The 23,623-nt window shown below is 74.7% G+C and carries 17 protein-coding genes and 2 pseudogenes; 9 read left to right on the plus strand and 10 right to left on the minus strand.

Annotation, left to right across the window (positions count from 1 at the left end; genetic code table 11):
• The first annotated feature begins 33 nt into the window (after positions 1–33).
• From ACZ4U1_RS24800 to ACZ4U1_RS24810, 3 genes and pseudogenes are all read left to right on the plus strand, one after another.
• Complete coding sequence (locus tag ACZ4U1_RS24800; protein WP_467906027.1) at positions 34–753, plus strand: B3/B4 domain-containing protein; 720 nt, start codon at positions 34–36, stop codon at positions 751–753.
• Positions 754–765: 12 nt separating this feature from the next.
• Positions 766–1,104 (plus strand): annotated as a pseudogene (locus ACZ4U1_RS24805) (GntR family transcriptional regulator); the annotation flags it as partial.
• A 705-nt stretch (positions 1,105–1,809) separates the two neighbouring features.
• Positions 1,810–2,934, plus strand: a pseudogene (locus ACZ4U1_RS24810) (aminotransferase-like domain-containing protein); the annotation flags it as partial.
• Positions 2,935–2,950: 16 nt separating this feature from the next.
• Here the strand turns inward: ACZ4U1_RS24810 and ACZ4U1_RS24815 are convergent.
• From ACZ4U1_RS24815 to ACZ4U1_RS24835, 5 genes are all read right to left on the minus strand, one after another.
• Positions 2,951–3,403, minus strand: a complete 453-nt coding sequence (locus ACZ4U1_RS24815) for a DUF7144 family membrane protein (RefSeq protein ID WP_467906028.1) — start codon at positions 3,401–3,403, stop codon at positions 2,951–2,953.
• A gap of 154 nt (positions 3,404–3,557) precedes the next feature.
• Positions 3,558–4,067, minus strand: coding sequence for an O-acetyl-ADP-ribose deacetylase (locus tag ACZ4U1_RS24820; RefSeq protein ID WP_467906029.1), 510 nt, complete (start codon positions 4,065–4,067; stop codon positions 3,558–3,560).
• Complete coding sequence (locus ACZ4U1_RS24825) at positions 4,064–5,482, minus strand: phytoene desaturase family protein (RefSeq protein WP_467906031.1); 1,419 nt, start codon at positions 5,480–5,482, stop codon at positions 4,064–4,066. The genes ACZ4U1_RS24820 and ACZ4U1_RS24825 overlap by 4 nt, the downstream gene beginning before the upstream one ends.
• 88 nt (positions 5,483–5,570) lie before the next feature.
• Complete coding sequence (locus ACZ4U1_RS24830; protein WP_467906032.1) at positions 5,571–6,416, minus strand: inositol monophosphatase family protein; 846 nt, start codon at positions 6,414–6,416, stop codon at positions 5,571–5,573.
• A gap of 577 nt (positions 6,417–6,993) precedes the next feature.
• Positions 6,994–8,814, minus strand: a complete 1,821-nt coding sequence (locus ACZ4U1_RS24835) for a gamma-glutamyltransferase family protein (RefSeq protein WP_467906034.1) — start codon at positions 8,812–8,814, stop codon at positions 6,994–6,996.
• A 202-nt stretch (positions 8,815–9,016) separates the two neighbouring features.
• Between ACZ4U1_RS24835 and ACZ4U1_RS24840 the strand changes: the two genes are divergently transcribed.
• Positions 9,017–10,081, plus strand: a complete 1,065-nt coding sequence (locus ACZ4U1_RS24840; RefSeq protein WP_467906035.1) for a lipoate--protein ligase family protein — start codon at positions 9,017–9,019, stop codon at positions 10,079–10,081.
• Positions 10,082–10,264: 183 nt separating this feature from the next.
• Positions 10,265–10,939 carry a hypothetical protein gene (locus ACZ4U1_RS24845; protein WP_467906037.1) on the plus strand — a complete coding sequence of 225 codons (675 nt, stop codon included), beginning with the start codon at positions 10,265–10,267 and terminating at the stop codon, positions 10,937–10,939.
• A 60-nt stretch (positions 10,940–10,999) separates the two neighbouring features.
• Here the strand turns inward: ACZ4U1_RS24845 and ACZ4U1_RS24850 are convergent, their stop codons facing one another.
• The 4 genes from ACZ4U1_RS24850 to ACZ4U1_RS24865 form a co-directional block, all read right to left on the minus strand.
• A complete protein-coding gene (locus ACZ4U1_RS24850) occupies positions 11,000–11,779 on the minus strand; it encodes an FHA domain-containing protein (RefSeq protein WP_467906038.1) in 780 nt (259 codons plus the stop codon).
• Positions 11,754–13,817 (minus strand): AAA family ATPase, encoded by a 2,064-nt coding sequence (locus ACZ4U1_RS24855; RefSeq protein ID WP_467906040.1) that lies wholly within the window; start codon positions 13,815–13,817, stop codon positions 11,754–11,756. The genes ACZ4U1_RS24850 and ACZ4U1_RS24855 overlap by 26 nt, the downstream gene beginning before the upstream one ends.
• A gap of 147 nt (positions 13,818–13,964) precedes the next feature.
• Complete coding sequence (locus tag ACZ4U1_RS24860) at positions 13,965–15,584, minus strand: hypothetical protein (RefSeq protein WP_467906042.1); 1,620 nt, start codon at positions 15,582–15,584, stop codon at positions 13,965–13,967.
• Entirely contained in the window at positions 15,581–18,205 is a 2,625-nt protein-coding gene (locus ACZ4U1_RS24865) for a serine/threonine protein kinase (protein ID WP_467906044.1), read from the minus strand. The genes ACZ4U1_RS24860 and ACZ4U1_RS24865 overlap by 4 nt, the downstream gene beginning before the upstream one ends.
• A 167-nt stretch (positions 18,206–18,372) precedes the next feature.
• On the opposite strand from ACZ4U1_RS24865, the gene ACZ4U1_RS24870 reads away from it, so the two are divergent.
• Positions 18,373–19,560, plus strand: coding sequence for a macro domain-containing protein (locus ACZ4U1_RS24870; protein ID WP_467906045.1), 1,188 nt, complete (start codon positions 18,373–18,375; stop codon positions 19,558–19,560).
• Here ACZ4U1_RS24870 and ACZ4U1_RS24875 read toward each other — a convergent pair.
• Positions 19,535–20,212, minus strand: coding sequence for a 4Fe-4S single cluster domain-containing protein (locus ACZ4U1_RS24875; protein WP_467906047.1), 678 nt, complete (start codon positions 20,210–20,212; stop codon positions 19,535–19,537). The two genes, ACZ4U1_RS24870 and ACZ4U1_RS24875, sit on opposite strands and share 26 nt — an antisense overlap.
• A gap of 237 nt (positions 20,213–20,449) precedes the next feature.
• Here ACZ4U1_RS24875 and ACZ4U1_RS24880 point away from each other — a divergent pair, with 237 nt between their 5' ends.
• From ACZ4U1_RS24880 to ACZ4U1_RS24890, 3 genes are all read left to right on the plus strand, one after another.
• On the plus strand, positions 20,450–21,130 hold the full coding sequence (locus tag ACZ4U1_RS24880; protein ID WP_467906048.1) for a hypothetical protein: 681 nt from the start codon (positions 20,450–20,452) through the stop codon (positions 21,128–21,130).
• Between the two features lie 95 nt (positions 21,131–21,225).
• Complete coding sequence (locus ACZ4U1_RS24885) at positions 21,226–21,990, plus strand: hypothetical protein (protein WP_467906050.1); 765 nt, start codon at positions 21,226–21,228, stop codon at positions 21,988–21,990.
• Between the two features lie 37 nt (positions 21,991–22,027).
• Positions 22,028–23,590, plus strand: a complete 1,563-nt coding sequence (locus tag ACZ4U1_RS24890; RefSeq protein ID WP_467906052.1) for an MFS transporter — start codon at positions 22,028–22,030, stop codon at positions 23,588–23,590.
• Positions 23,591–23,623: the final 33 nt, after the last annotated feature.

Here is a 23,623-nt window from a genome sequence, read left to right on the forward strand (position 1 = left end):
TGATCCCTGGTCCCGATCACCGAGGAGGTCCTGTTGAGCGTCTCGACGTGCGTGCGATTCCGGCACGCGGAGGAGGTCTGGGCCGCGTTCCCCGAACTGTCCGCCGGCGCGCTGTACGCCGCCGGCGTCGACGCCCCTGCGGACACCCGGCAGCGCGCCTCCGTACACACCGACCGGGCCGTGGCCCGGCTGGCGCGGGCCAGTGCGGGGGAGTTCCCCGAGGTGCTGGCCTGGCGGCGGACCTTCACCCGGATGGGGCTGCGGCCGACGCAGTACCGCTCCGCCTCGGAGTCTCTGCTGCGCCGGCTGCGGAAGGAGGGAGCCCTGCCGGGCATCCATCCGCTGGTGGACCTGTGCAACGCGGTCTCGGTGGCGTACGCGGTTCCGGTGGCGGTTCTCGACGTCGACCGGATCGCCGGGCCGCTGCTGGAGGTGCGCCCGGCCCGCGGGGACGAGACGTACACGGCTTTCGGCGGTGGCGTCGAGCATCCCGCGCCCGGCGAGGTGACCTTCGTCGACTCCGCGGGCCGGGCACACGCGCGCCGCTGGACCCACCGGCAGAGCGGGCACTCGGCGGTCGGCGCGCACACCGGCCGGGTGCTGGTGGTGACGGAGGCGATGCACGACGGGGGCGCGGAGGCGGTGGCCGAGGTGCTGAAGACGGTCGAGGAGGAGATGGCGGCCCATTGGCCGGCCACCACGGCTGCGGCGGTCCTCACCGCGGGAGCACCGGAGTTCGCCTTCGGGCAGTGACCCCGTGACAGCATGGGCCGGGTGGACGAGGGGCGGGACACGGCGGAGATGGCGGCGCGTGGCTCGGACTTCCTGCAACTGGCGGTCGCCGACGTGCCCGCCGGCGGGAAGGCCGAGTGGCTGGCCGGGCGGCTGCGGCAGGCCATAGCCGACGGCCGCCTGACAGTGGGCAGCAAGCTGCCGCCGACCCGCGTGCTCGCCGCGGAACTGCGCGTGTCCCGGGGCGTGGTGACCGAGGCGTACCGGCGCCTCGCCGAGGACGGCCAGGTGACGGGCCGCCGCCGCGGAGGCACGGTCGTGGTCGCGACCCCGTTCACCGTGTCCCCGCCGAGGCCTGCCGACGGCGGTCCGGGCGAAGGGGCCGGGGTCGGCTCGGGTCGGGCCGGCGCTGAGTTCTCGCAGCGTGCCGGTGAGACGTACTGCGCCGGTGGCCTGGGCGATACCGGCGGTGCTGGTGATCTTGACGGGTGCGGTGCCGTCGCTGCCGACGGTGCTCGCGGGGGGCCGGCTGGTCACGGAGGGCCGGCTGCTTGTGGGGGGCCGGCTGCTCGTGGAGGGTCGGCTGCTTGTGGGGGGTCGGCTGCTCGTGGAGGTGCCGGCGGATGTGGTGGGCCGTGTGCCGGGCGGGGTGATGGCGAGGGCCGTGAGTCGTACGCCGGGCGAGGCGGCGGCGAACACGGGGGGCCGTATGCCAGGCGAGGCGGCGGCGAACGCGGGGGGCCGGACACCGGGCGGGGTGGCGGCGAGCCGGGCGGGCCGCACACCCACCGACACGACGGCGAGCCCGGCGGGCCGGACCCCGAGCGAGGCAGCGGGGAACCCGCTGAGCCGTACGCCGGGCTCAGCGGCGGCGAGCCGGGCGGGCCGCACACCCACCGACACCACGGCCAGCCAGGCGGGCCGGACACCGGATGGGGCGGCGGGCCGGGGTGGCCGGACACCCGCCCACGCCACGGCGAGCACGGGGGGCCGGACCCCGGGCGGGGCGGCGGCGAGTGCAGTGGCTCCCGTGGTCTGGCGCCTGTCGGGTTCCTGGTCCCCGGCGGGGTGTTCGGCGGGGTGCCCGGGGCCGATGTGTTCGATGCCCTGCGGGCCGCACCCGCCGCCGTCGACTTCACTCCGGGGCGGCCCGATCTCAGCACCTTTCCGCGGGCGGCCTGGCTGCGGGCCGAGCGGGCCGTGCTCGCGGAGCTGTCGGCCGAGCGGCTCGGGTACGGCGACCCGCGCGGAGCGCCCCCGCTGCGGCGGGCCGTCGCCGAGTGGCTCGCGCGGATGCGGGGCGTACGGGTGGAACCGGACGCGGTGCTGATCGTGGCCGGCACCGCGCAGGCGCTGACGCTGCTGCACCCGGTGCTGCGCGCGGACGGCGTGGACGCGGTCGCGGTGGAGGATCCCGGTTCGCTCGGGGCCCGCCAGCACCTGGCGAACGGGGGTCTGGCCACCCCGCCGGTGCCGGTCGACGAGGAGGGCGTACGGGTGGACGCGCTGCGGGCGACCGGCGCCCGGGCCGTGCTGCTCACGCCCGCCCACCAGTTCCCCACGGGCGTGGTGACCAGCGGCGAACGCCGGCGTGAGCTGCTGGGGTGGGCGCGGGACGGCGGGCTGATCCTGGAGGACGACTACGACGCCGAGCACCGCTACGACCGGCCGCCGGTCCCGGCGCTGCGCGCCCTGCTGGCCGACCGGGTCTGCTACCTGGGCAGCGTGTCGAAGCTGCTCGCACCCGCGCTGCGGATCGGCTGGCTGGTGGCACCGGCCCGCTACCGCGCCGCGCTGGTCGACGCCAAGCGCTTCAACGACCTGGGCAACGCGGTGCTGCCGCAGCTGGTGCTGGCCCGGCTGATGGAGTCGGGTGAACTGGAGCGGCACCTCAGGACCTTGCGCGGGCGCCACCGCAGGCGCCGGGACGCGATGATCGCCGCCCTCGCCGAGCACCTGCCGGGCGCGCGGGTCCACGGCGCCGCGGCGGGCCTGCATCTGACGGTGACGTACGCCTCGGACGTGCCCGACACCGCGTTCGCCGCGGCGGCGCTCGCGCACGGGGTGAAGTGCCAGCCGCTCTCCTGGCACCGGCAGTCCCCCGGCCGGCCCGGCCTGGTCCTCGGCTACGCGGCCACCCCGCCGGGTGTCGTCGCGGAGGGTGTGGCGCTGCTCGGCCGGGCCCTGCGCGAGCTGGGCTGAACCGGCCGTCCAGGCCTCAGCTCGCCGCTTCCTGACGGGACGCCAGGGCCCAGATCACGAAGACGTCGATCGCCATCATGATGAACGACCAGACGGGCTGGTAGGGCAGGAAGAGGAACTGTGCGATCAGGCTGAGCGCCACGAGGAACAGACCGGCGAAGCGTGCCCAGGCCATGTCCATGAGCAGGCCGATGCCGGTCAGCAGGACCAGAGCGCCGACGATGATGTGGATCGTGCCCCAGCCGGTGAGGTTCATCTTGTAGACGTAGGAGCCGACGCGGAAGTAGACGTCGTCCCCGGCTATCGCGGCGATCCCCTGGAGGACGGCGAGGATGCCGCTGCACACCATCAGGACTCCGGCGAACGTGACGCCGCCGGTCACCCAGCCGCCGGCCCGGGACCCGGGCTGCCGCGGCGGCCACGAGCCCCCCGGGGAGGCCGGTCCGGTGGGCTGCGCTGCCTGGCTCATGAGCGTGTCCTTTCTGCCTCCCCCGTTCCGTCCGGGGCCCGCGCGCTCGCGAGGAGCACACGGGCACTCCGAGCGTCGGCCGGGCAGCGGCCGGGCGCATCGGGTGCTACGCCGTTCGGGTGAGGCGTGGCGGCCGGGCGGACCGTGGCGTGCGTCAGCCGGTCTGCCGGGCGAACGCGTCGTACGCACGGTCGTCGAACAGCACGAACCGGACCTCCTCCACGGCCGTCGGCGCGTTCCTCACCGTCTCCACCGCGATACGAGCCGCGTCGTCCATCGGCCACCGGTACACGCCGGTGGAGATCGCCGGGAAGGCGACCGTCCGGGCACCCAGCTCGTCGGCCACGCGGAGCGACTCCCGGTAGCAGGAGGCGAGCAGGGCGGGATCACTGCCCGAGTCCTGGTAGACGGGGCCCACGGTGTGGATCACCCAGCGGGCGTCCAGTTCGCCCGCCGTGGTGGCGACCGCCTGGCCGGTGGGCAGGCCCTTGCCGTAGCGGGAGGCGCGCAGGGCGCGGCACTCCTCCAGGATGGCGGGGCCGCCGCGCCGGTGGATCGCGCCGTCCACGCCTCCGCCGCCGAGGAGGGAGGAGTTGGCCGCGTTGACGATGGCGTCGGCGTGCTGCCGGGTGATGTCGCCCTGGACCAGGGTGATGGTGGTCATGTCTGCCTCAGCCTGCGCCAGACGGCCTTGGCCGCGTTGTGGCCCGACATGCCGTGCACACCGGGGCCGGGCGGGGTGGCCGAGGAGCAGATGAAGACGGCCGGGTGGGGGGTGTGGTACGGGAACAGGGACAGTTTGGGGCGCAGCAGCAGCTGGAGTCCGGAGGCCGCGCCGCAGGCGATGTCACCGCCGACGTAGTTGGCGTTGCGGGCGGCCATCTCGGCGGGCCCCGCGGTGGCACGGGCGAGCACGCGGTCGCGGAAGCCGGGGGCGAAGCGCTCCAGCTGGCGTTCTATGGCCTCGGTGAGGTCGCCCGACCAGCCGTTGGGGACATGGCCGTAGGCCCAGAAGACGTGCTTGCCCTCGGGGGCGCGACCGGGGTCGGCCACGCTGGGCTGCACGGTGATCATGAACGGCTTGTCGGGGGCGCGGCCCTCCCGGGAGGCGGCGCGCAGGGCGGTGCCGATCTCGGCCTTGCTCGCGCCGATCTGCACGGTGCCGGCAGTGCGGGCCTCGGGCGCGGTCCACGGCACCGGGCCGTCCAGCGCGTAGTCGATCTTGAAGACGCTGGGGCCGTAGCGGTAGTTCGCGTAGTAGTCGCCGAAGCCGGCGATGCGGGCGAGCGCGGCGGGCGAGGTGTCGAAGACGTACGCGCGTGCGGGCGGCAGGTCGTCCAGCCGCTTGACCTCGTAGTCGGTGTGCACGGCGCCGCCGAGGTCGGTCAGGTAGGCGGCGAGAGCGTCGGAGATGGCCTGGGAGCCGCCGCGGGGCACCGGCCAGCCGCGGGCGTGGGCGGACAGGGCGAAGACCAGTCCGATGGCGCTGGTGGCCAGGCCGCCCAACGGTGCCATCACATGGGCGACCAGGCCGGCGAACAGGGCCTTGAACCGCTCCTCCTTGAAGCGGTGCATCAGCCAGGTGGACGGCGGGAGACCGGCCAGGCCGAAGCGGGCCAGGGTGACGGGGTCGCGCGGGAGCGCGGTCAGCGGCAGGGACATGAAGTCCCGGACGAGGGTGTCCCAGCGGGCGAGGAGCGGCTCGACCAGTCTGCGGTACGGGCCCGCGTCGCGCGGTCCGAACGAGGCGGCGGTCTCGGCCACCGAGCGGGACAGCACGGCCGCGGTGCCGTCCAGGAACGGATGGGCCATGGGGAGCGGGGCGTGCAGCCATTCCAGGCCGTACCGGTCGAGGGGCATCGCGCGGAACGCCGGGGAGTTGATACCGAGGGGGTGCGCGGCCGAGCACGGGTCGTGCCGGAAGCCGGGCAGGGTCAGCTCCTCGGTGCGGGCGCCACCGCCCACGGTGGGCTTCGCCTCGAACAGGGCCACGGAGAAGCCGCGGCGGGCCAGCTCCACGGCTGCGGTCAGTCCGTTCGGTCCCGCACCCACCACGACCGCATCGAGCATCGACGGCACCTTCGGACCCCTTCGTCAGCCGACGGCCATTCGAGATCAGGATATGCCGGGGGACCGACACTCCCCCGGCCCGGGTGGCACCCGGGGGTCAGGACGCCGTGCGCAGCAGGCCGGCGACCCGCCGGGCGGTGGCTTCGTCCCGGGCGGCGGTGAACGGCAGGGCGTTGCCTCCGGTGACGCGGAACGGCTCGCCGCTCAGGGTGAGGTGCGCGCCGCCCGCCTCCTCGACCAGGAGCAGACCGGCCGCGTGGTCCCAGGCCGCCTCCCAGGAGAACGCCACGGCGTCCAGCTCGCCCCGGGCGACGGCGAGGTACTCCAGGCCCGCAGAGCCGCAGGGGCGCGGGGCGAGGCCGTCGGTCCACAGGGGGAGCAGCGCGTGTTTCTGCTCGTCGGTGGTGTAGTCCGGGTGGGAGGTGGCGACGACGAGGTCCCGGCCGGGGGCGGGCGGGCCGGCGAACAGCCGCTGCCCGTCGAGGAAGGCGCCCTGTCCGCGGACGGCGGTGGCGAGCTGGTCGCGCGCCGCCGCGTAGGTCCAGGAGGCGATCACGACACCCCGGTGCACGAGTGCCACCAGGGTGCAGAAGCCGTCGTCGCCGTGCACGAACTGGCGGGTGCCGTCCACCGGGTCGACGATCCAGACCGGGGTGTCGCCCTGGAGTGCCTCGTAGACCGCCGGGTCGGCGTGCACCGCTTCCTCGCCGACGACGACCGAGCCGGGCAGCAGCGAGCCGAGGTCCTCGGTGAGCCGCAGCTCGGCGAGGCGGTCGGCGTCCGTCACCAGGTCGTGCGGGCCGCTCTTCTGGTCCACCTCGTGTGCGGCGAGGCGGCGGAAGCGGGGCAGTATCTCGGCCTCGGCGGCCTTGCGGACCGCCTCCTCCACGTCGGCCGAGCAGCGGGCGAGAAACTCCTCGATGGTTTCCGTCTCTTCGATCATGCCCCCCATGAGAGCACGCCCCACTGACAATCCCCGCCCCCGGCCGGTGGACGCGGGGTGGAATCGGGGTGAAGAGCGGGGGCGGCGGCGCCGTCGCCGGGCGAGGCCCGGTCGGGCCGTCGGGCGAGGAGCGGTCGCGACAGCGGGGGTAGGGGGGCCAGGGGGGTGCTGCCGGCGAAGGGTGCCGCGCGGGCCGATCCTACCGACGTACGGGCGTCGCGGGGCCGCCCCCGCCGGCGTACGGGCAGGCGGGGAGCCTGCACGACCGTCGACCGGGCAGGCGCAGGGCCTCTCCGCCGCCGCACGGGCAGGCGCGAGGCCGGCACGACCGTCGACCGGGCAGCCGTGGGGCCGGTCCCGCCACCGCACGGACAAGCGCAGGGCCCCTCCCGCCACCGCACGGGCAGGCGCGAGGCCGGCACGACCGTCGACCGGGCAGCCGTGGGGCCGGTCCCGCCACCGCACGGACAAGCGCATGGCCCCTCCCGCCACCGCACGGACAAGCGCGAGGCCGGCACGACCGTCGACCGGCGGGCGCAGGGCCGGCACGGCCGGCGGCCGGGGCACGGCACCGCTGTCAGCGGCCCACCGCGTAGCCCTGCATCCCGCGCGGGTTGGCGGCCGCCGACAGGACGCCGGTCTCCGGGTCGCGGGCCACCACGCACAACCGGCCCTCGGACCAGGCGGGGCCGACGGTGACGTCGTGGCCGCGCCGCCGCAGTTCCTCGATCACCGCGGGGTCGGTGCGGGACTCCAGGGTCACGCTGCCGGGGCGGCGGCCGCGCGGGTGGAAGGAGCTGGGGAAGCTGTCGTTGTGCCAGTTGGGGGCGTCGATGGCGCCCTGGAGGTCGAGGCCGCCGCGGACGGGGGCGCGCAGGGCGGCGGCCAGGAAGAAGTGCAGCTGCCACTGGTCCTGCTGGTCGCCGCCGGGCGTGCCGAACGCCATGACGGGCACGCCGTCGCGCAGCGCGAGGGACGGGGTGAGGGTGGTGCGGGGCCGGCGGCCGGGGGTGAGCGAGCCCGGCAGGCCCTCCTCCAGCCAGGTCATCTGCAGGCGGGTGCCGAGCGGGAAGCCCAGCTCGGGGACGACGGGGTTGGACTGGAGCCAGCCGCCGCTGGGCGTGGCCGCGATCATGTTGCCCCAGCGGTCGACGACGTCCAGGTGGCAGGTGTCGCCGCGGGTCGTGCCGTCGGCGGCGACCTTCGGCTCGCCGGTCGGCCTGGCGACGGTCGGCTCGCCGGCGCCCATCGGGTCGAAGCCGGGGGCGCCGGCGGCCGGCACGCGCGCGTGGGCGAGCGCGGGCAGCCGCGGGACGCGTCCGCCGGGGCTGCCGGGGCGCAGCTCGTGGTCGGCCTTCTCGCCGACGAGGGACCGTCGTACGGCGTTGTAGTCGTCCGACAGCAGGTCCGCGAGGGGCACCTCGGCGGCGTCGCCGTACCAGGCCTCACGGTCGGCCATGGCGAGCTTGCAGCCCTCGATCAGCAGGTGGACGTAGTCGGCGGAGCCGTAGGCGGGCAGCTCGGGCGGGAGCAGGGCGAGCTGCTGGAGCAGGACGGGGCCCTGGCTCCAGGGGCCGGCCTTGCACACGGTCCAGCCGTTCCAGTCGTACGTCGCCGGGGTCTCGTAGGTCGCCGACCAGCCGGCGAGGTCGGCCTCGGTGAGCGTGCCGGTGTGCCGCTCGCCGCTGGTGTCCATGGTGGGCCGCCGGGACTGCCGTACCAGGGCCTCGGCGATGAAGCCGGAGCGCCACACCTCGCGCGCCGCGTCGATCCGGGCCTCCCGCCCCCGCGCGCGGGCGGTCTCGGCCAGCAGCCGCTTCCAGGTGGCGGCGAGGGCGGGGTTGCGCAGCAGGGTGCCGGGGCGGGGTGCCCTGCCGCCCGGCAGGTACACCTCGGCCGAGGTGGTCCACTCGGTCTCGAACAGCCGCCGTACGCTCTCCACGGTCAGGCCGACGTTCTCCACGGGCGCGTGCCCGTGTTCGGCGTACCCGATGGCGTACTTCAGCACGTCGTGCAGGGACTTGGTGCCGTGGTCGCGCAGGAGCAGCAGCCAGGCGTCGAAGGCGCCGGGCACGGCGGCGGCGAGCGGTCCGGTGCCCGGTACGAGGTCCAGCCCGAGCCCGCGGTAGTGGGCCGGCGTGGCGCCCGCCGGGGCCACGCCCTGCCCGCAGAGCACCCGCACCTCGCCGCCCGCCGGGGCGAGCAGGATCGGCACCTCGCCGGCCGGTCCGTTGAGGTGCGGCTCCACGACGTGCAGCACGAAGGCGCCGGCCACGGCCGCATCGAAGGCGTTGCCGCCGTCCTCCAGGACCGCCATCGCCGACTGGGAGGCGAGCCAGTGGGTGGAGGACACCATGCCGAAGGTGCCTTGCAGGGTGGGGCGCGTCGTGAAGTGCATCTGCGACCTCGGTGGTTGGGTTCATCGGTGGACCTTGATCCGAGGATGGGCCCCATCCGGCAGGAGAGAAAAGGTGGCGACCAGAAACGATTCCGAGCGTCTTCCGGAGTTTCGTCGTCCGGCGAGACCTCCCCGGGAGGTCCGGGAACACCCCGGCCGGCGCGGGCGTTGATCTCGTGCGGCAGGAACGGAGGCTCGGGAAGTGCACGGTGAGTACAAGGTGCCCGGCGGCAAGCTCGTCGTCGTGGACGTGGACGTCGAGGACGGCGTGCTGCGGCGGGTGCGCGTGGCGGGGGACTTCTTCCTGGAGCCGGACGAGGCGCTGGACGCGGTGAACCTCGCGCTGGAGGGTGCCCCCGCGGACACCGACGCGGCGGGGCTGGCCGCGCGGATCGACGCGGCGCTGCCCGAGGGGACGGTGATGTACGGCCTGACCGCGGACGGCGTCGGCATCGCGGTGCGCCGGGCGCTCGCGCACGCCACGGACTGGACGGACTACGACTGGCAGCTGATCCACGAAGCCGCGCAGCCCCCGGCCCTGCACATGGCGCTGGACGAAGTGCTGACCGCCGAGGTGGCCGCCGGCCGGCGGCCCCCGACGCTGAGGGTGTGGGAGTGGGGCGCCCCGGCGGTGATCATCGGCAGCTTCCAGTCGCTGCGCAACGAGGTGGACGCGGAGGGCGCCGCACGGCACGGCATCGAGGTGGTGCGGCGGATCTCCGGGGGCGGCGCGATGTTCGTGGAGCCGGGCAACACGATCACCTACTCGCTGTCGGTGCCCGAGTCGCTCGTCCAGGGCCTGTCCTTCCAGGACAGCTACGCCTACCTGGACGACTGGGTGCTGGGCGCCCTCGGTGACATGGGCATCCGGGCCTGGTATCAGCCGCTGAACGACATCGCCACGGACCAGGGCAAGATCGCGGGCGCGGCACAGAAGCGGATCGTCGGACCGGACGGCGGCCCGGGCGCGGTGCTGCACCACGTGACCATGTCGTACGACATCGACGCGGACAAAATGGTCGAGGTGCTGCGCATCGGGCGGGAGAAGCTGTCCGACAAGGGGACCAGGAGCGCGAAGAAGCGGGTCGATCCGCTGCGGCGGCAGACGGGACTGCCCCGGGAGGCCGTCATCGACCGGATGATCGAGTCCTTCCGCGCGCGCTACGGCCTGGCACAGGGCAAGGTGACCGACGCGGAAGTGACCCGCGCGCAGGAGCTGGCGCGCACCAAGTTCACCTCTCCGGAGTGGACGGCGAGGGTGCCGTAGACGGCGAACGGCGGGCACCCGTGCGGGAGATAAAGGGCAAAGCCGGACACCGGGCGCAGGCCGTCGTGACCGGCCGGGTACGCAGCGCGTTGGCACTTCCGCCCCACAGGCAGTCATGTGACACTGTCGTCCCCGTCCACCATGCGGACCCCTCCGCACCCCCTCCCCCACGAGAAGTGCGTCGTGCGTTCCCTTCCTCTGCCGCTCGCTCTCACCGCGCGTCTGTCGCCGGTCGCGGTGCTCGCCTGCGCCGGCTGGGCGCTGTCGTCCGGGCCGGCCGCACCGCCGGCCGCCGCCGGGCACCAGACGGCCCAGGAGGCGCCTGCCGAGTCCGAGTCCTCCTCCGCGGCCCCGTCGTCCTCCGGGGCGGCGAAGACGTACTCGACCGCGCCCTCCCCCTGCGCCGCGGTGCCCGTGGCCACCGTCAAGTCGCTGGTGCCGGGCGCGAAGACGGCCGGCAAGGAGATCCCGTCCACCGACACGGAGCTGCGCCGGACCTGTTCCTGGAACGCCCTCCAGGGCTACGACTACCGCTGGCTCGACGTGTCGTTCGAGATCGGCGAGTCGGAGCAGGAGGCGAAGAAGGAGTACGAGCAGCGGGTCGCCGAGAAGAGCGGCGGCGGGGTCGTGCCGGGGCTCGGGGACAGCGCCTACTCCGTCGTGAACCTCACCACGGAGGACAAACAGCAGACCCGTGAGGGCGTGGTGATGGTCCGCGTCGCCAACGCCCTCGTCATCGTCACCTACAACGGCAGCGACTTCGAGACCAAGAAGGCCCCCGACACGGACGAGATCAACAAGGGGGCCATCAAGGCAGCGAAGTCCGCGGTGGCCGCGCTGGGCGGCGGCCAGGGCTGAGTCCGTACGGCGGTGCCCAGGCCTGAGCCCGTACGGCGGCGCTCAGCTGGTCGGCAGTGCTCAGCCGTCCGGCCCGGCGGGCTCGTCCTCGACGCCGCGGACCACGAAGCCGACCCGGGGACCCAGTTCGATCCGGTCGCCGTTGCGCAGCCGCTCGGCCCGGTCCGGCACCAGCACGCGGTCGTTGAGGCGGGTGCCGTTGGTGGCGCCCTGCGCGACCTCGGTCACCCAGGCCGCCCCGTCCGCGGTGTGCAGGACGGTCGCGTGCCGGCCCGACACGGTCTCCTCGTCGGCCAGGAGCGCCGACGCCTCGGGAGCCCAGCTGCTGCTGCGGCCCAGCCGGAGTTCCGTGCCGCGCGGCACGTCCAGGTGCCGGCCGCCGGCCCGGAACACCAGCCGCAGCGCACCGCCCGCCAGTCGCTCCGGCCGCCGGCCCGTACCGGTCTCCCGCCGGGGTGCGCCGACCGGGGTCAGACACGCGGGGCACACGGCCGTACCGGCGGGGACGACCGCCGCGCAGTCCCGGCACCGCTCACCGACGGACGGGGCGGACGCGGGGCGCGGGAGGAGGCGGGAGCGGCCGACCCTGCCCCAGTCGTCGCCCTCGTCCCCGTCGTCGCCCTCGTCCCCGTCGTCGCCGGCCCGGGCGTCGTCGGCGGGGCCTGCCAGGGGGTCGCCTGCCGGGGGGTCGCCTGCCGGGGCCTCGTGACCCCGGTCGGCGTCGGCCCCGTCGTCGTCCGGCATTCCGTCGTCGGCGTGGTCCTCGGCACCCGAGTCGTCGCCACCCCAGTCGTCCCCACCCCAGTCGTCGTCGTCATCCCAGTCGCGTACCCCCGCCACCGGCGTCTCCCTTCTTCAGGACCACCCGCGTGTCCACCCGGCCGCTGTCGGCCTCCCGGACGTCCGTCACCACCACCGTGGTACCCGGCCCGAGGTCGGGCGCGGCGAACAGTTCCCGGGCCAGTGGGTTGATCAGATGGGTCTCCAGCACCATGCCGATGCCACGGCCGCCGTTCCACTTGTCCCGCGTGCAGTACTCCAGCAGCTCGCGCCGGGCCTTGTCCTCGATCCGGAGGACGAGCTGGTGCCCCTGGGCCAGCTGGCGCTGGATGTTGCGGACCTGGAGGTCGAAGATCTGCTCGGCGACGTGGTCGGAGATGAAGTCGAAGACGACGACGTTGCCGCCGATCCGGTTCATCAACTCCGGGCGCCCGATGACCTGTTCGAAGTGCTTCTTGACGTTGTCCCGGACCGTGGCCTCCAACTCCTTGTAGGGCGTGCCGGGTTCCACGATCCACTCGCGTTCCCCGGTCTCCCGGTCGGTGCGCTGCACGCCGAGGTTGGAGGTGAAGATGAGCACGCACTCGCTGAAGTAGGTGGTGACGCCCTGCCCGTCGGTGAGCCTGCCGTCCTCCAGGACCTGGAGGAACTTGTCCAGGATGCCCTTGTCGGCCTTCTCGATCTCGTCGAAGAGGATGACGCGGAACGGGTTCTCCCGTACGGCGGAGGTCAGTTCGCCGCCCGCCTCGTAACCGACGTAGCCCGGGGGTGCGCCGACGAGCCGGTCGGCGGAGTGCGCGGCGGAGAACTCGCTCATGTCGAAGCGGAGATAGGCCTGGTCGCTGTCGAAGAGGACGGAGGCCACGGCCTTGGCCAGTTCGGTCTTGCCGGTTCCGGTGGGGCCGGCGAAGAACAGCACACCGCGCGGCCGGTGTCCGGGGCTGGTGGCCTGTGCGCCGGACAGCCCCAGCGCGGCGCGCTTGAGGATGTCCAGGGTCATCGCCACGGCCGCCTCCTGGCCCAGCACCCGGTTGGGGATGGACCGCTCGTTGCGCGGGTCCTCGCCGCGGAGGATGCGCTGCCGGATCTCGTCACGGCTCCACGGGTTCTTCTCCACGCCCAGCCGGTAGATCCGTACGGCGTCCGGCATGGCGGCGAACGGCAGACCGCGGGACCGGGCGAGCCGCACGCTCTCCTCCATGGACCGCAGGCTCAGTCCGGAGGCCGCCCGGGCGAAGGCGCCGACCGCGCGCGCCGTCTCCTCGGCGTCCACACCGGTTCCCGTGCCGGTGTTCACGCCGGCGTTCACGCCTGTGTTCTTACCGGCGTTCACACCGTCGGGTGCGGCGGAGCCGTCGCGGCTGCCGTGGCCGGCGTAGCGCTCGTACCGCTCGTGGAGGAGACGGGCCATCGTGCCGCGTTCGTCCGCGTCCGGCTCCGGCACGGCGACCGCGCGGATCCGCTCACTGCCGGCGATCAGCCAGCCGGGCACGTCCCGCTCCCCCTCGGCGAGCCAGATCACCGGGTTGAACAGGCCCGGTCCCTTCGGTACGACACCGGGGCCCTTCCGGGGCGGCAACGGCTCGGCCTCGTCGGCGAGCTTGAGGCAGGCGAGGAAGAAGTCCCGTTCCTCGGGGGTCAGCCGGGACGGGTCGGTGAGGAGGCGGGAGGCGTGGTCGATCACCAGGGCGACCCTGAGCGGTGACAGCCGGCGGCCGTCGCGCCGGCGCTCCCATCCGTTGGTGATGTTCCGCAACTGCTCCAGCACGGCCTGGCGCTGTGCCGCCGTCTGCCCGGGGAACTCCCGTGGCCCGTGCAGCAGTTCGTCCACGGCGGCGGCGGCCCGGGCCCCGCTCTCGCCAACGTCCGCCACCTGGAAGCCGGTCACCTGGTCGCACAGCACCAGAGCCTCGTAGCCCATCGTCCGCAACGGGTTCCACAGCACGTCGTGCAGCGAGTAGAACCGGTCCCGGCCGCGACGGCGCACGAGGTGCAGATCACGGATGTTGCCGTGCAGGACGTACTGCGCGTGCACCCCCAGCGTTCCGGTCAGCTCCTCCACGAAGGGCGGGAGCCGGTCGTCCTTGGACAGGTCCATCGTTCCTCCCCGATGCGCGCTGTTCGGGGCCGCGCGCCGGCCATGGATGGTGCGGTCCTCTCAGCGGCGTTCACCAGGCGTGGCGGCGCCCGCTCGCCGTACTCAACGGTGCCCGCTCGCCTACTCAGCGGTGCCCGCTCGCCGTACTCAGCGGCGTCCGCCGCCGTCGACCGTCCGGTGCCGGACGGTGTCCGCGCGGTCGTCCCGGCGATCGTCGCGACGGGTGACGGCCGGCTCGTCGAGCACCACGGCGTCCTCCCCCAGCACGCCCGACAGTGCCCCCTCGGTGCGTTCGACCTTGAATTCGAGGTCCAGGCCGAGCGCGCCGGTGATCTCCTCGAACTCGGCGAGCCGCTCCCGGGTCTGGGCGCAGCGGGCGTCGTCCAGGGCGCGCTGCTCGGCCGTCCGCTCCCCGGGGCCGCCCCGGTACATGGTCGCCACGCGGAGGCGGCCGTCGACCAGGGTCGCCCGCAGCCAGTGGCCGGGCTCCCAGCCGGCCGGTGTCCAGTCGAGGCGGATCTCCTGGCCCTCGGGCCGTCCCGCCCCGGCCTGGCCGCCGAAGCGCCTGGCCAGCTCGGCGACGGCGCCCGCGCACTGCTCCCGGATGTAGATCGCCTCCAGGGCGCGCTGCCGTTCCTCCACCCGGCGTTCGACCAGGTCCCGTTCGGCCGGGGTCAGCGGGGTGCCCTCGTCCAGGGTCCGGCGGAGCAGCTCCAGGGCGTCCGGTGCCGGGGCGAGGTCCTCGGCGCCCTCCGGGGTCTCGTAGCCGAGGAACTCGTAGTGCAGGGCGGCGGCTTCCTGGGCCTCCCGGGTCTGCTGTGCCTGCCGGTTGGCGTCCCGGACGAACTTGCGGGCCTCGGTGAGGTGGATGCGGGCCCGGCGCGGGTCGCCGGCGGCCCGGCGTACGGCGTCCCGGACGGCGCCCGCGGCGAGTTCGGCGGTCTCGGCGGCCGCGTACGGGTCCAGCTCGCCGAGGATGTCCGCGCCGGTACGGCGGACCTCTTCGGGGTCGAGTGCGCCGGAGGTACGGCCGGGGGCGGTCTGCCGGGGCATCTGGCGGGCCTCGGCGTCGGCGGTGCGCTCGGCGGAGAACCGTCGCAGTGCGCGCTGCCGGCTCTCGCGCAGGGCGCTCTGCCAGTCGTCGTCCCGCTCCTCGTCGAGCCGGAGCAGGGCGGCGAGCCGTTGCTGTTCCCACGCGGCCTGGCGTTCCTCCGCGCGGCGCAGGGCCTCCTCGGCGCGGGCCAGTTCCTGCCGGAGTTCGCCGAGCCGTTCCCCGACGGGCGTGAGCGGCGGGGGCAGGTCGGGGGCCGGCGGGGACCCGGGCGGACCGCCGTGCGCGGCGGCGGCCCGTGCCACGCGGGCCAGCAGGGCGGTCCTGCGGGCGTTGAGCCGGGCGGCGGCGAACGCGGCGGCCTCCCACTGCTCCGCGGCCGTGGCGGCCAGCTGCTGCTGCCGCTCCAGACAGCGCTGCTCCTCCGCGGCCCGTACCGCCGCCGCGGCGAGGAGACGGGTGCCGAGCAGGGCGGCCCGCCCCACGAGCAGGACGCCGCTGAGCGAGCCGAGCACCTGGAGCGCGGCGTCCGCGGCCTGGTGGACCGCGTGCCCGGCCGCGTCGGTGAGGTGCGCGGAGGCCTGGCCGGCCGCGTCGTGCAGGTGCAGCATGCCGGTGTGCGGCAGCGCCTGCGGGTCGAGGGGCGGCGGGGGCGGCGGGAAGTACACCGCGGGCTCGATCGTCTGGATCGCGGGCAAGGCGAGACCCGAACTCATGTCTGCTCTCCTGTCGTGTCGGTCGTCGTCCCGGCCCGCCGGCGGACCACCCGCCGTACCCGCCGCCACCCGCTCCCGGCCCGCGCGCGAGCCGCCTGCCGCAGCCGCCGCCACCGGCCGCCGGACCGGCCACCGACCGCCTGCCCCGGCCGCCGTGACCCGCTCCCGGCCCGCCCGCGAGCTGCCTGCCCGCGAGCCGCCTGCCGCAGCCGGCTACCGCCCCAGCCCCCGGCCGCCTGCTGTACCCGGCGCCACCGCTCCCCGGCCCACCCGCGAACCGTCCGCGCCGGCCGGCGGCACCGGTCCCGGAGGGGGAGCCGGGCCCCGGGCTGTCCGTCGGGTCCGGGCCGCCACCGCCGGCCGTGGCGGCGGGCCTCCCGCCGGGCCCGGCGCTCGCTGCGCAGCCGCCGCCAGGCCCAGCCGCGGCGGACGCTCCAGACGGCGACGGCGGCGGCCGAGGCGAGCGGCCACAGCCACGGGGCCACGGCGACCGCGTAGAACCCGGCGAAGCCGGCGAGGACGAGCAGCGCCGCCCCCGCCCAGCGCCCCAGCCGGGTGCGGGCCAGCCTGCCGGGCCGCTCCGAGCTGCGGATCAGCAGGCCCGCCAGCGACCGGCTGGGATGGTAGAAGGGCGGGCCGATGTACACGGCGGTCCACATCTCGACCACGAAGACGAACGCGGCGGCGGGCAGCGCCTCCAGCCAGGCGGTGACGACCGCCTCCTGGGAGGCGCGGCCGAGCACGTCCGCGAGGCCGATGACGAAGGTCCAGGGGGCGGTGACGACGACGGCGCCGAGCAGTGCCCAGCCCAGGGTGGGCAGGCGGTCCATCCGGCGCAGTACGGCGATGAGTCCGTCCTGGTCGGCCGCCAGCAGCCGGGCGTGCTCCTCTTCGAGCCGCCGGTCGCTGAGTGCCTGCGCGTCCCTCCGCGCCCGGCCGGTGAGCAGCAGGGCGACGACGAGGCGTACGTCGTCGTCCTGGGCGGACAGCAGCGCGTCGAACCAGGGGACGCGCGCCGGGAGTTCGGCGCGCAGCCGCAGCAGCAGGCGGGTGAGCTGTTCCCTGGTGCGTTCCGGTTCGCGCGCCAGTTGCAGCAGCCAGGCGTCCACGGCCACGGTGCGTCTGAGGTCGGCGCGGTCCCTGCGGTCGCGCCTCAGCTCCTGGACGGTGGGCTCCCACCGGTCGCGCAGGACGCGCCAGGCGACGGCGGTCTGGTCGAGTCCGTGGCCGCCGGGCCGCTGGGCGAGCCCGGTGAGCACCTCGGGGTGGTCCGCCAGGTACCGGACCAGTGTCACCGCGTCGGCGTGTCCGTCCCGGGCGCTCTGGCAGAGCCGGCGCATGCCCTGCGCGTCCAGGGGTGCTCCGTGCCAGGTGACGTCCAGGCCGGGGCCGAGCCAGTTCAGCAGGTCCACGACGACCCCGACGGGCGGTGGCTGTGCCAGGTCCTGCCGCAGTCGGCGGAGCCGGTCCAGTTCCCCGCGGCTGCGGCCGCCGACGGTCTCGAACTGGCCCAGCCACTCGACCAGTCGGGCCCGGTCCTCGTCGTCGGCCAGCAAGCGCGCCGCCGACACGTGGTTCTGGTCCAGGTGGACGGCGAGATGCTCGGTGCCGGTGAACTCCTGGCCCATGAACGGGAAGGGCTGCACCGCGGGGCGCGTGGGGTCGTCGGGGAAGATCCGCCCGTCGGTGCGCGGGGCGACGTCGGGGTCCTTGCCGTCCAGCCAGTCCCGCACCTGTGCCGCCTGCCAGCGCTGCTCGGGCGCCCGGGTGAGCAGGCCCTCGCAGAGCAGGCGGGTCCGCCGGTGCGTGATGCCGCTGACGTCGGGATCGTGCGTGGCGATCTCCGCGAGCACGTCCTCGTCCCGGCGGAACTCGATGGGGTGCCTGCCGAGGGCGAGTTGGGCGGTGACCATGCCGAGCGACCACCAGTCGCCGGCCTCGGAGACGGTCTGCCGGAGCAGTCCGGCCTCCGGTGCGAGATAGAGGGGCTTGCCGCGCCAGTCGGTCCGGGGCTCCAGCGCCTCCTCGGGCCGGTGGACGGCGGCGCCGAAGTCCACGAGGACGAGGTCGGCGGTGTCGCCGCGGCGCGTCTGCACCATGATGTTGTCGGGCGTGATGTCCCGGTGGACGACGCCCCGTTCGTGCAGGGCGGTGACGGCGTCGCAGAGCTGGCCCACCACCGCGTGCACGGCGTCGGGGGGCAGGCCGTCCGGGTGGTCCTCGTGGTACTTCTCCAGTGTCTCCTCGCCGTGCGACCAGTACAGCTGCCAGGGGTGTCCGTGGGCGTCGCCGGTCTCCAGGAGCCGTTCCAGATGGGGGGTCGGGTGCGCGCCCAGCTCCCGCAGCTCCTGCTCGACGTCCGGGTCCGGGGCGTGCAGCCGGTGGTACCACTTGAGGACCAGCGGTATCTCCGCCGGTCCGTGACGTGCCGTCAGGTCACGGACGCGCAGGACGACCGCCTCGGCGGGCCGGCGCGCCTCGGAGAGCACGGCGACGAGCAGGAAACGGTCGGCGAGTGCGGGCGGGACGTCGGCGCGTACCGGGCGGGTCTCGATGATCCGCGCATTGGTGAAACCACCGTCGGCGGGGTCGACGAATCGGGTGGGCGGCGTGGTCGTCATCTACCGGCCTTCCGGGGAACGCGCTGAGTGAACCGGGGGGCCACAATGCGGAGCGAGCGGGCCCGAGGCGCGGGCCGCAGGACGATGAAGATATCCCGATTCCCGTCGGGTGAAGGGGAGTTTCCCGGATCTTCAGCGTATGCCCGGCCGGGGCTACCATGCGCATCATGTGCCCCCTGCCCACGCACGAAAGCCTCGTCGCCGAACTCAGGGAAGTCAGGCGCCGCGGCCTGCCCGGGTTGCGCCACTGCACCCGGGACGCGCTGCGCGAGGCCGCCACGGCGGCCGGCCTGTGCACCGGGCCGGACGACGAGCAGACCGGTATCGAGGAGTTGCTGGGCGCTGCGGTGCGGCGGCTGGCCGGCGGGCGCCCGGTGCGGGACGACGACTCCAGCGACCCGCTGGCCCGTGCCGCCGCCCACTCGTTCGGGATCTTCGCCGCGCGCCGCGGGGTTCCCGGCACCGACCGGCGCAAGGCCGCGGCGGCCGTCTACGGCGTGACCACCGAACGGTTCCGCAAGAGCCAGGAGCACGATGTCGTCGCCGAACTGGCGGCGGCGGTCCTGGCCATCGCCCGGGAGACGGCCCTGCGCCAACCGACCGATCCCGTACCGGAGTTGACGACTCCGGCAGCCACGGCGCCGCCCGTGCACGCGGCACCGCCCGTGCACGCGGCTCCGGTCGCCGGCGGGTTCCCGGCCCGGCGCCCGGCCGTCCGGCCGGTCACCGCCGCGGCGGCGCCGGCGGGCCGGATCACCGTCCGGGTCTGCCCGATCGAGGAGGTGCGGGACGTGGACATCCTGGTCTCCTCGGAGAACACCTATCTGGAGATGTCCAAGACCTTCCGCCCCACGGTGTCCGGCGCGCTGCGCCGGGCCGCCGCCCTCCGGGACGCCTCGGGCGAGGTCGTGGACGACGTCCTCTCCCGGGAACTGGGCGTGTGGCTGCGGACGCACGGGCGGTCGGGCAGGCCCGTGCGGCCGGGCACGGTGGTCGCCACCTCGTCCGGCGCCCTGGCCGCCCAGGGGGTGCGGCGCATCCACCACGCGGCGATCGCCACCCCGGTCGGCGGCGGCGACCGCTACCACGTGTCGCCCGCCGTGCTGGGCGAGGTGGTGCGTACGTCCTTCGAACTTGCCCGCCACGAGAGCGAGTTCCTCTCTCTGCCGATGTCCTCGATCTGCTTTCCGCTGCTCGGTGCCGGCCGGGGCGGCCTGCCCGTCGAGACGGTGGCCCGCCGGCTGCTCGAGGCGATCCGGGCGGAGCTGCGCCGGGACCCGTCCTGGTCGGTGCTGATGGTCACGCCGGAGGAGAGCCACGCCAGACTGCTCACGGGCGCCAGCTCCGCTCCGTGAGACCGACCCCGCGCTGCCTCAACCGCCGCTCCAGTGCTGTGAGTTCGCCGCGCAGCGGGACGCCGTAGAACCGCAGCCGCCCACTGCCGGCGGGGCCGATCTGGAGCCGTGGGCCCGGTGCCTGCCGGGTCAGGTACGGGGCGTAGCGGGCGGTGCCGAGCGGGGTCAGCGGGACGATCCGCTGGTTGGCCGAGCCGCGCCAGGCCAGCCGGGTGGGCTCCGCGACCCGGAACCGGCCGGTGATCACGGCGTCCGCGCCGCCGAGAGCGGACCGCCGCTCGGGCGTCAGTTCCCCGGGTTCGTACCCCGTGTACACCAGCAGGTCGGCGGGGTGGGGCCCGGCACTCCCCTCGCGGCGCCGGGCCCCGTCCCGCAGGCGGGCCGCACCGGCGAGGAGTTCCGCGAGCGCCGCCGGCTGCTCCAGGGGCTCACCGCCGCTGACCGTGAGGCCGTCCGCCCCGTCGGCGAGGGCCCGCCGCCACAGCGCGAGCACCTCGGAGACCGTGGCGGGAGTCCCCGCCTCCGGGTCCCAGGTGTGCCGGGACATGCATCCGGGGCAGGCCAGCGAGCAGCCCTGGAACCAGACGCCGAGCCGTTTTCCGGGGCCCAGTGTTTCCAACGGGTAGTGCGTCCCGTCGAGGCGTAATTCCACGGCATCTCCTCCTCGCACCGGCTTGGAGTATCCAGTGCGCCGAGGGCCGGCCGCAATTGCCGGAAGGCCGCGATCCGGCTCTCCGCCGGGCGGGATCCGGTTGTTTTCCGGAATCCCACAAAGAATGATCGGTTCCTCTCAAATCGCGTGCCCCGCTAGGGGTTTTGCTCCGCTACTCTCTCCCCATCGCGGCGCCTTCCCACCCGGACCGCCCGCGACGAATGGGGGCTCTTCGAAATGATCAACAAAGCTCGAATAAATGTCCGGGTTCGACGGCTGAAAGCCGGACGCCTCTCGTCGGTACGCGCCCGTTTCCACGGTCGCCGGGACGCGGCCGGTCTGCGGAATTTCCTGACGCAGACGGCGGAACACACACCGGCCGACGACAGCCTGCCGCCGTACATCCTGGGGCTGCGCGCGCAGGTGCGGCGCGGCAGCGCACGGCTGCGCTCCCGCACCCTGGCCGCGCACCGCGACCTGTACGTCCGGATCCAGGCCGAGTCGGTGCGGGTGGTGACCCAGTACACCGTGCGCAGGGATCCGGCGCCGGCCGCGCTCGCCCGGTACGGGCAGAGGGTCGCAAAGTGGCGCTCGGCCGCCGCCGTCTGCCGACAGCAGGCCCAGCAACTCGCGGACGAGGCGAACCAGTTGATCGCCTGCTACTGGGACGCCGCCTGGACCCGCGCCCGGGACGACGGCCAGGTCAGCGGGCCACGGCCGCTGGGCTGGCTGCCCGGGGAGATCAAGCTGGACCACACCTGGGCCAACCTGGACGACAGCCTGCTCAGCGACCGCTGGTACGCCCCGGAGGGCATCGGACGCAACGCCGACCCGTCGGCCGTCGCCCAGGCCCTGCACATCCTCGACCACCAGGCGGTGCCCGGCACCGACGCCACGAGCGGCGCCCGCGGGCGATGAGCGCCCCCCGGCCGCCCGCCGTCCGCTCCGCGCACTCCGCTCCCCGGTACCCCGCTCCCCGTCTCCCGCTCCCAGGAAGGCCAAGGACCGTCATCGTGCATCACTCGGCCCGGACCACTCGCCGGTCCCCCGCCCGCGCCGCCCGCCGGCTCGCCCTCGTCGTCCCGCTGATGTGCGCGCTCTCCGCGCTCGTGTCCTGCACCAAGCAGGAGGAAGCCCTCACCACGCCCTGCGGGGTGGTGGTCGACGGTTCGGGTTCGGCCGCCGCGGTGAAAGAGGGATTCGACTCGAAGGCCAAACTCGAGGACAGCCTCGTCGAGTTCCTCACCGACCAGAAGTGCGGAACCGTGGACTTCGCACCCGTCACCCGTTCCTCCCGCAGCTCCTCCTGCCGCCAGGGCCAGGTGGACCTCGACCCGCCGCACGACGCGAACACCGACCAGAAGGTGCAGCGGGCGAACGCCCAGCGCAACGCCGCCGTCGCCGCGCTCGCGGAGCTGAAGTGCGCCCGCGGGCAGAACGGTTCGGACGTGTGGGGGGCGCTGGCCCGCATCGGGGAGACCGTCCCCGAGGACGGCGGGACCCCGAAGGTGCTCGTGGTGAGCGACTTCGACCAGGCCGACCCGGAGTTCCACCTGTCCCGCCAGGACCTCACCTCCAAGGCCAGGCGGGCGAAGGTCATCGACACGCTCGTACGGAAGCGGGGGCTGCCCGGCATCAAGGGGATGGAGGTCTTCCCCGTGGGGCTCGGCATGCAGTACTCGGCGAAACCCAGCAGGGCCGACGACTTCGAGTCCTTCTGGACGGAAGCACTCGAAGGGAGGGCCAAGGCCCATGTCGACAACCAGTACAAGCGCTGACACCCCCCGGCCGCGCCGCCGGAGGGCGGGCCGCCATGTGCCGTTCCCGGGGCGGAGCACACAGCAGACCACGGGGCCCCTGCCCGGCCCGGTCACCGGTGGATTCCCCGCCGGCCGGCCCGCGGTTCCCGAGAACAGGACCGACAAGCGGCTGCTCGCCGAGGCCGGCAAGAGGGGCAGGAAGGACGGCAGGAAGCAGACGCTGGACCCGTGGGTGCTCAACGGCGGCGACCGGCTGCCCTACTTCGCCGAGCTGGCCTCGCTGCGGGACGCCGTGATCCACCGGATCGAGGAGAACCTGAACCGGGCGGAGGAGAGGGCACGGCTCCAGGACGCCCAGGCGGAGTCCGACGTGACGGCGGGCCAGGCCGAGACCCGGCTGCTGGACGAGCGGCTGCGCGAGGCCGACCAGGCCATCCAGGAGGCCAAGAGCCAGCTCAACCTGCTCGCGCTCCGCTCCTCGCGCTGGATCCGCTTCCGGGACCGGCTGCGCGAGGGGGTGGAGGAACGCTGGCTCCGCGAACAGTTCCGGGACGCCCCCGGGCGGCCGGCCGGCCGCACCCCGGCCGCGGCGGACCCCGGCCTTCCGGACCACGGGACCGGGCAGCCGGACGACGGAACCGGGCAGCCGGACGGCAAGGCGGAGAGCGCGGACGCGGGCGACGACTGGCAGACGGTGTCCACGGCGGGCACCGCCCCGGACGACACCTCGCGCGCCGCGCTGCGGGAGGAGTACCGCGCCGCACGGCGGAAGACCGACGACATGGGCTCGGGCGAGGGCTGGGAGGGGCTGGCGACCCGCCCCGGTCTGCCCCGCTGGCTGACCCTGGTCCTGCTGCTCGTCATCATGGCCGTCGAGGTACCGGTCTACTGGGTCGCCTACCAGCCCTTCCACGGGGTCGGCAGCACGGGCGGGGACGCGCTGTCCGGGACGCTCGCCGTCTCCTCGGCCGTCCTCATGCTGATCCTGCCGCACCTGGCGGGACACATGCTGCGATGGCGCGCGGCGACCGGATCGCCGCGCAGCGGCTGGCTCCCGGCCCTGTCGCTGCTCGGGGTGTGGGGCGGACTGACCTGGGTGCTCGGCACGCTGCGCGCCAGGTTCGTGATGCAGCACGACACGCCGGCGAAAGTCGGCGGGGAGGCCTCGGGCTTCCGCGGGCTCGGCGGCTCGTCCGCCGACACCGCCACCCTGGTGGACCGGCTGCACCTGACGAGCCAGACGGTGACCTGGCTGTTCTGCGCGCTGCTGCTGCTCTCGGGCGGGGTCGGCTTCCTGCTCGGTCTGTTCCGGGAACACCCGTTCCTCGACGCGTACCGGACGGCGGTCGAGCGGCGTGCCGATCTGCAGCGGGAGCGCGAGAGGAGCATCGCCGACACCGAGCGGGCGCGGGCCGCGCAGACGACGGCCGAGGACCGACGGCAGGCCCGCCGGTCCGCCGCGAGCAGGCAGATCGCCTGCACCCGCGGGCTGTACGAGGCCGCCGCCGCGAAGTATCTCGACGGGGTGCGGGAGGGCGCGAACGACACCGCCGTCAGCGAGTCGGTGATGCGCCTGTCCCGGGCCGAGCCGCTGCTGCCGGCGCCGCGCGACCTCTGAGGCCCGCGGCACCCCGGAACCGGAAACCGCCCC

The organism is Streptomyces sp. NPDC028928 (genome assembly GCF_055564915.1).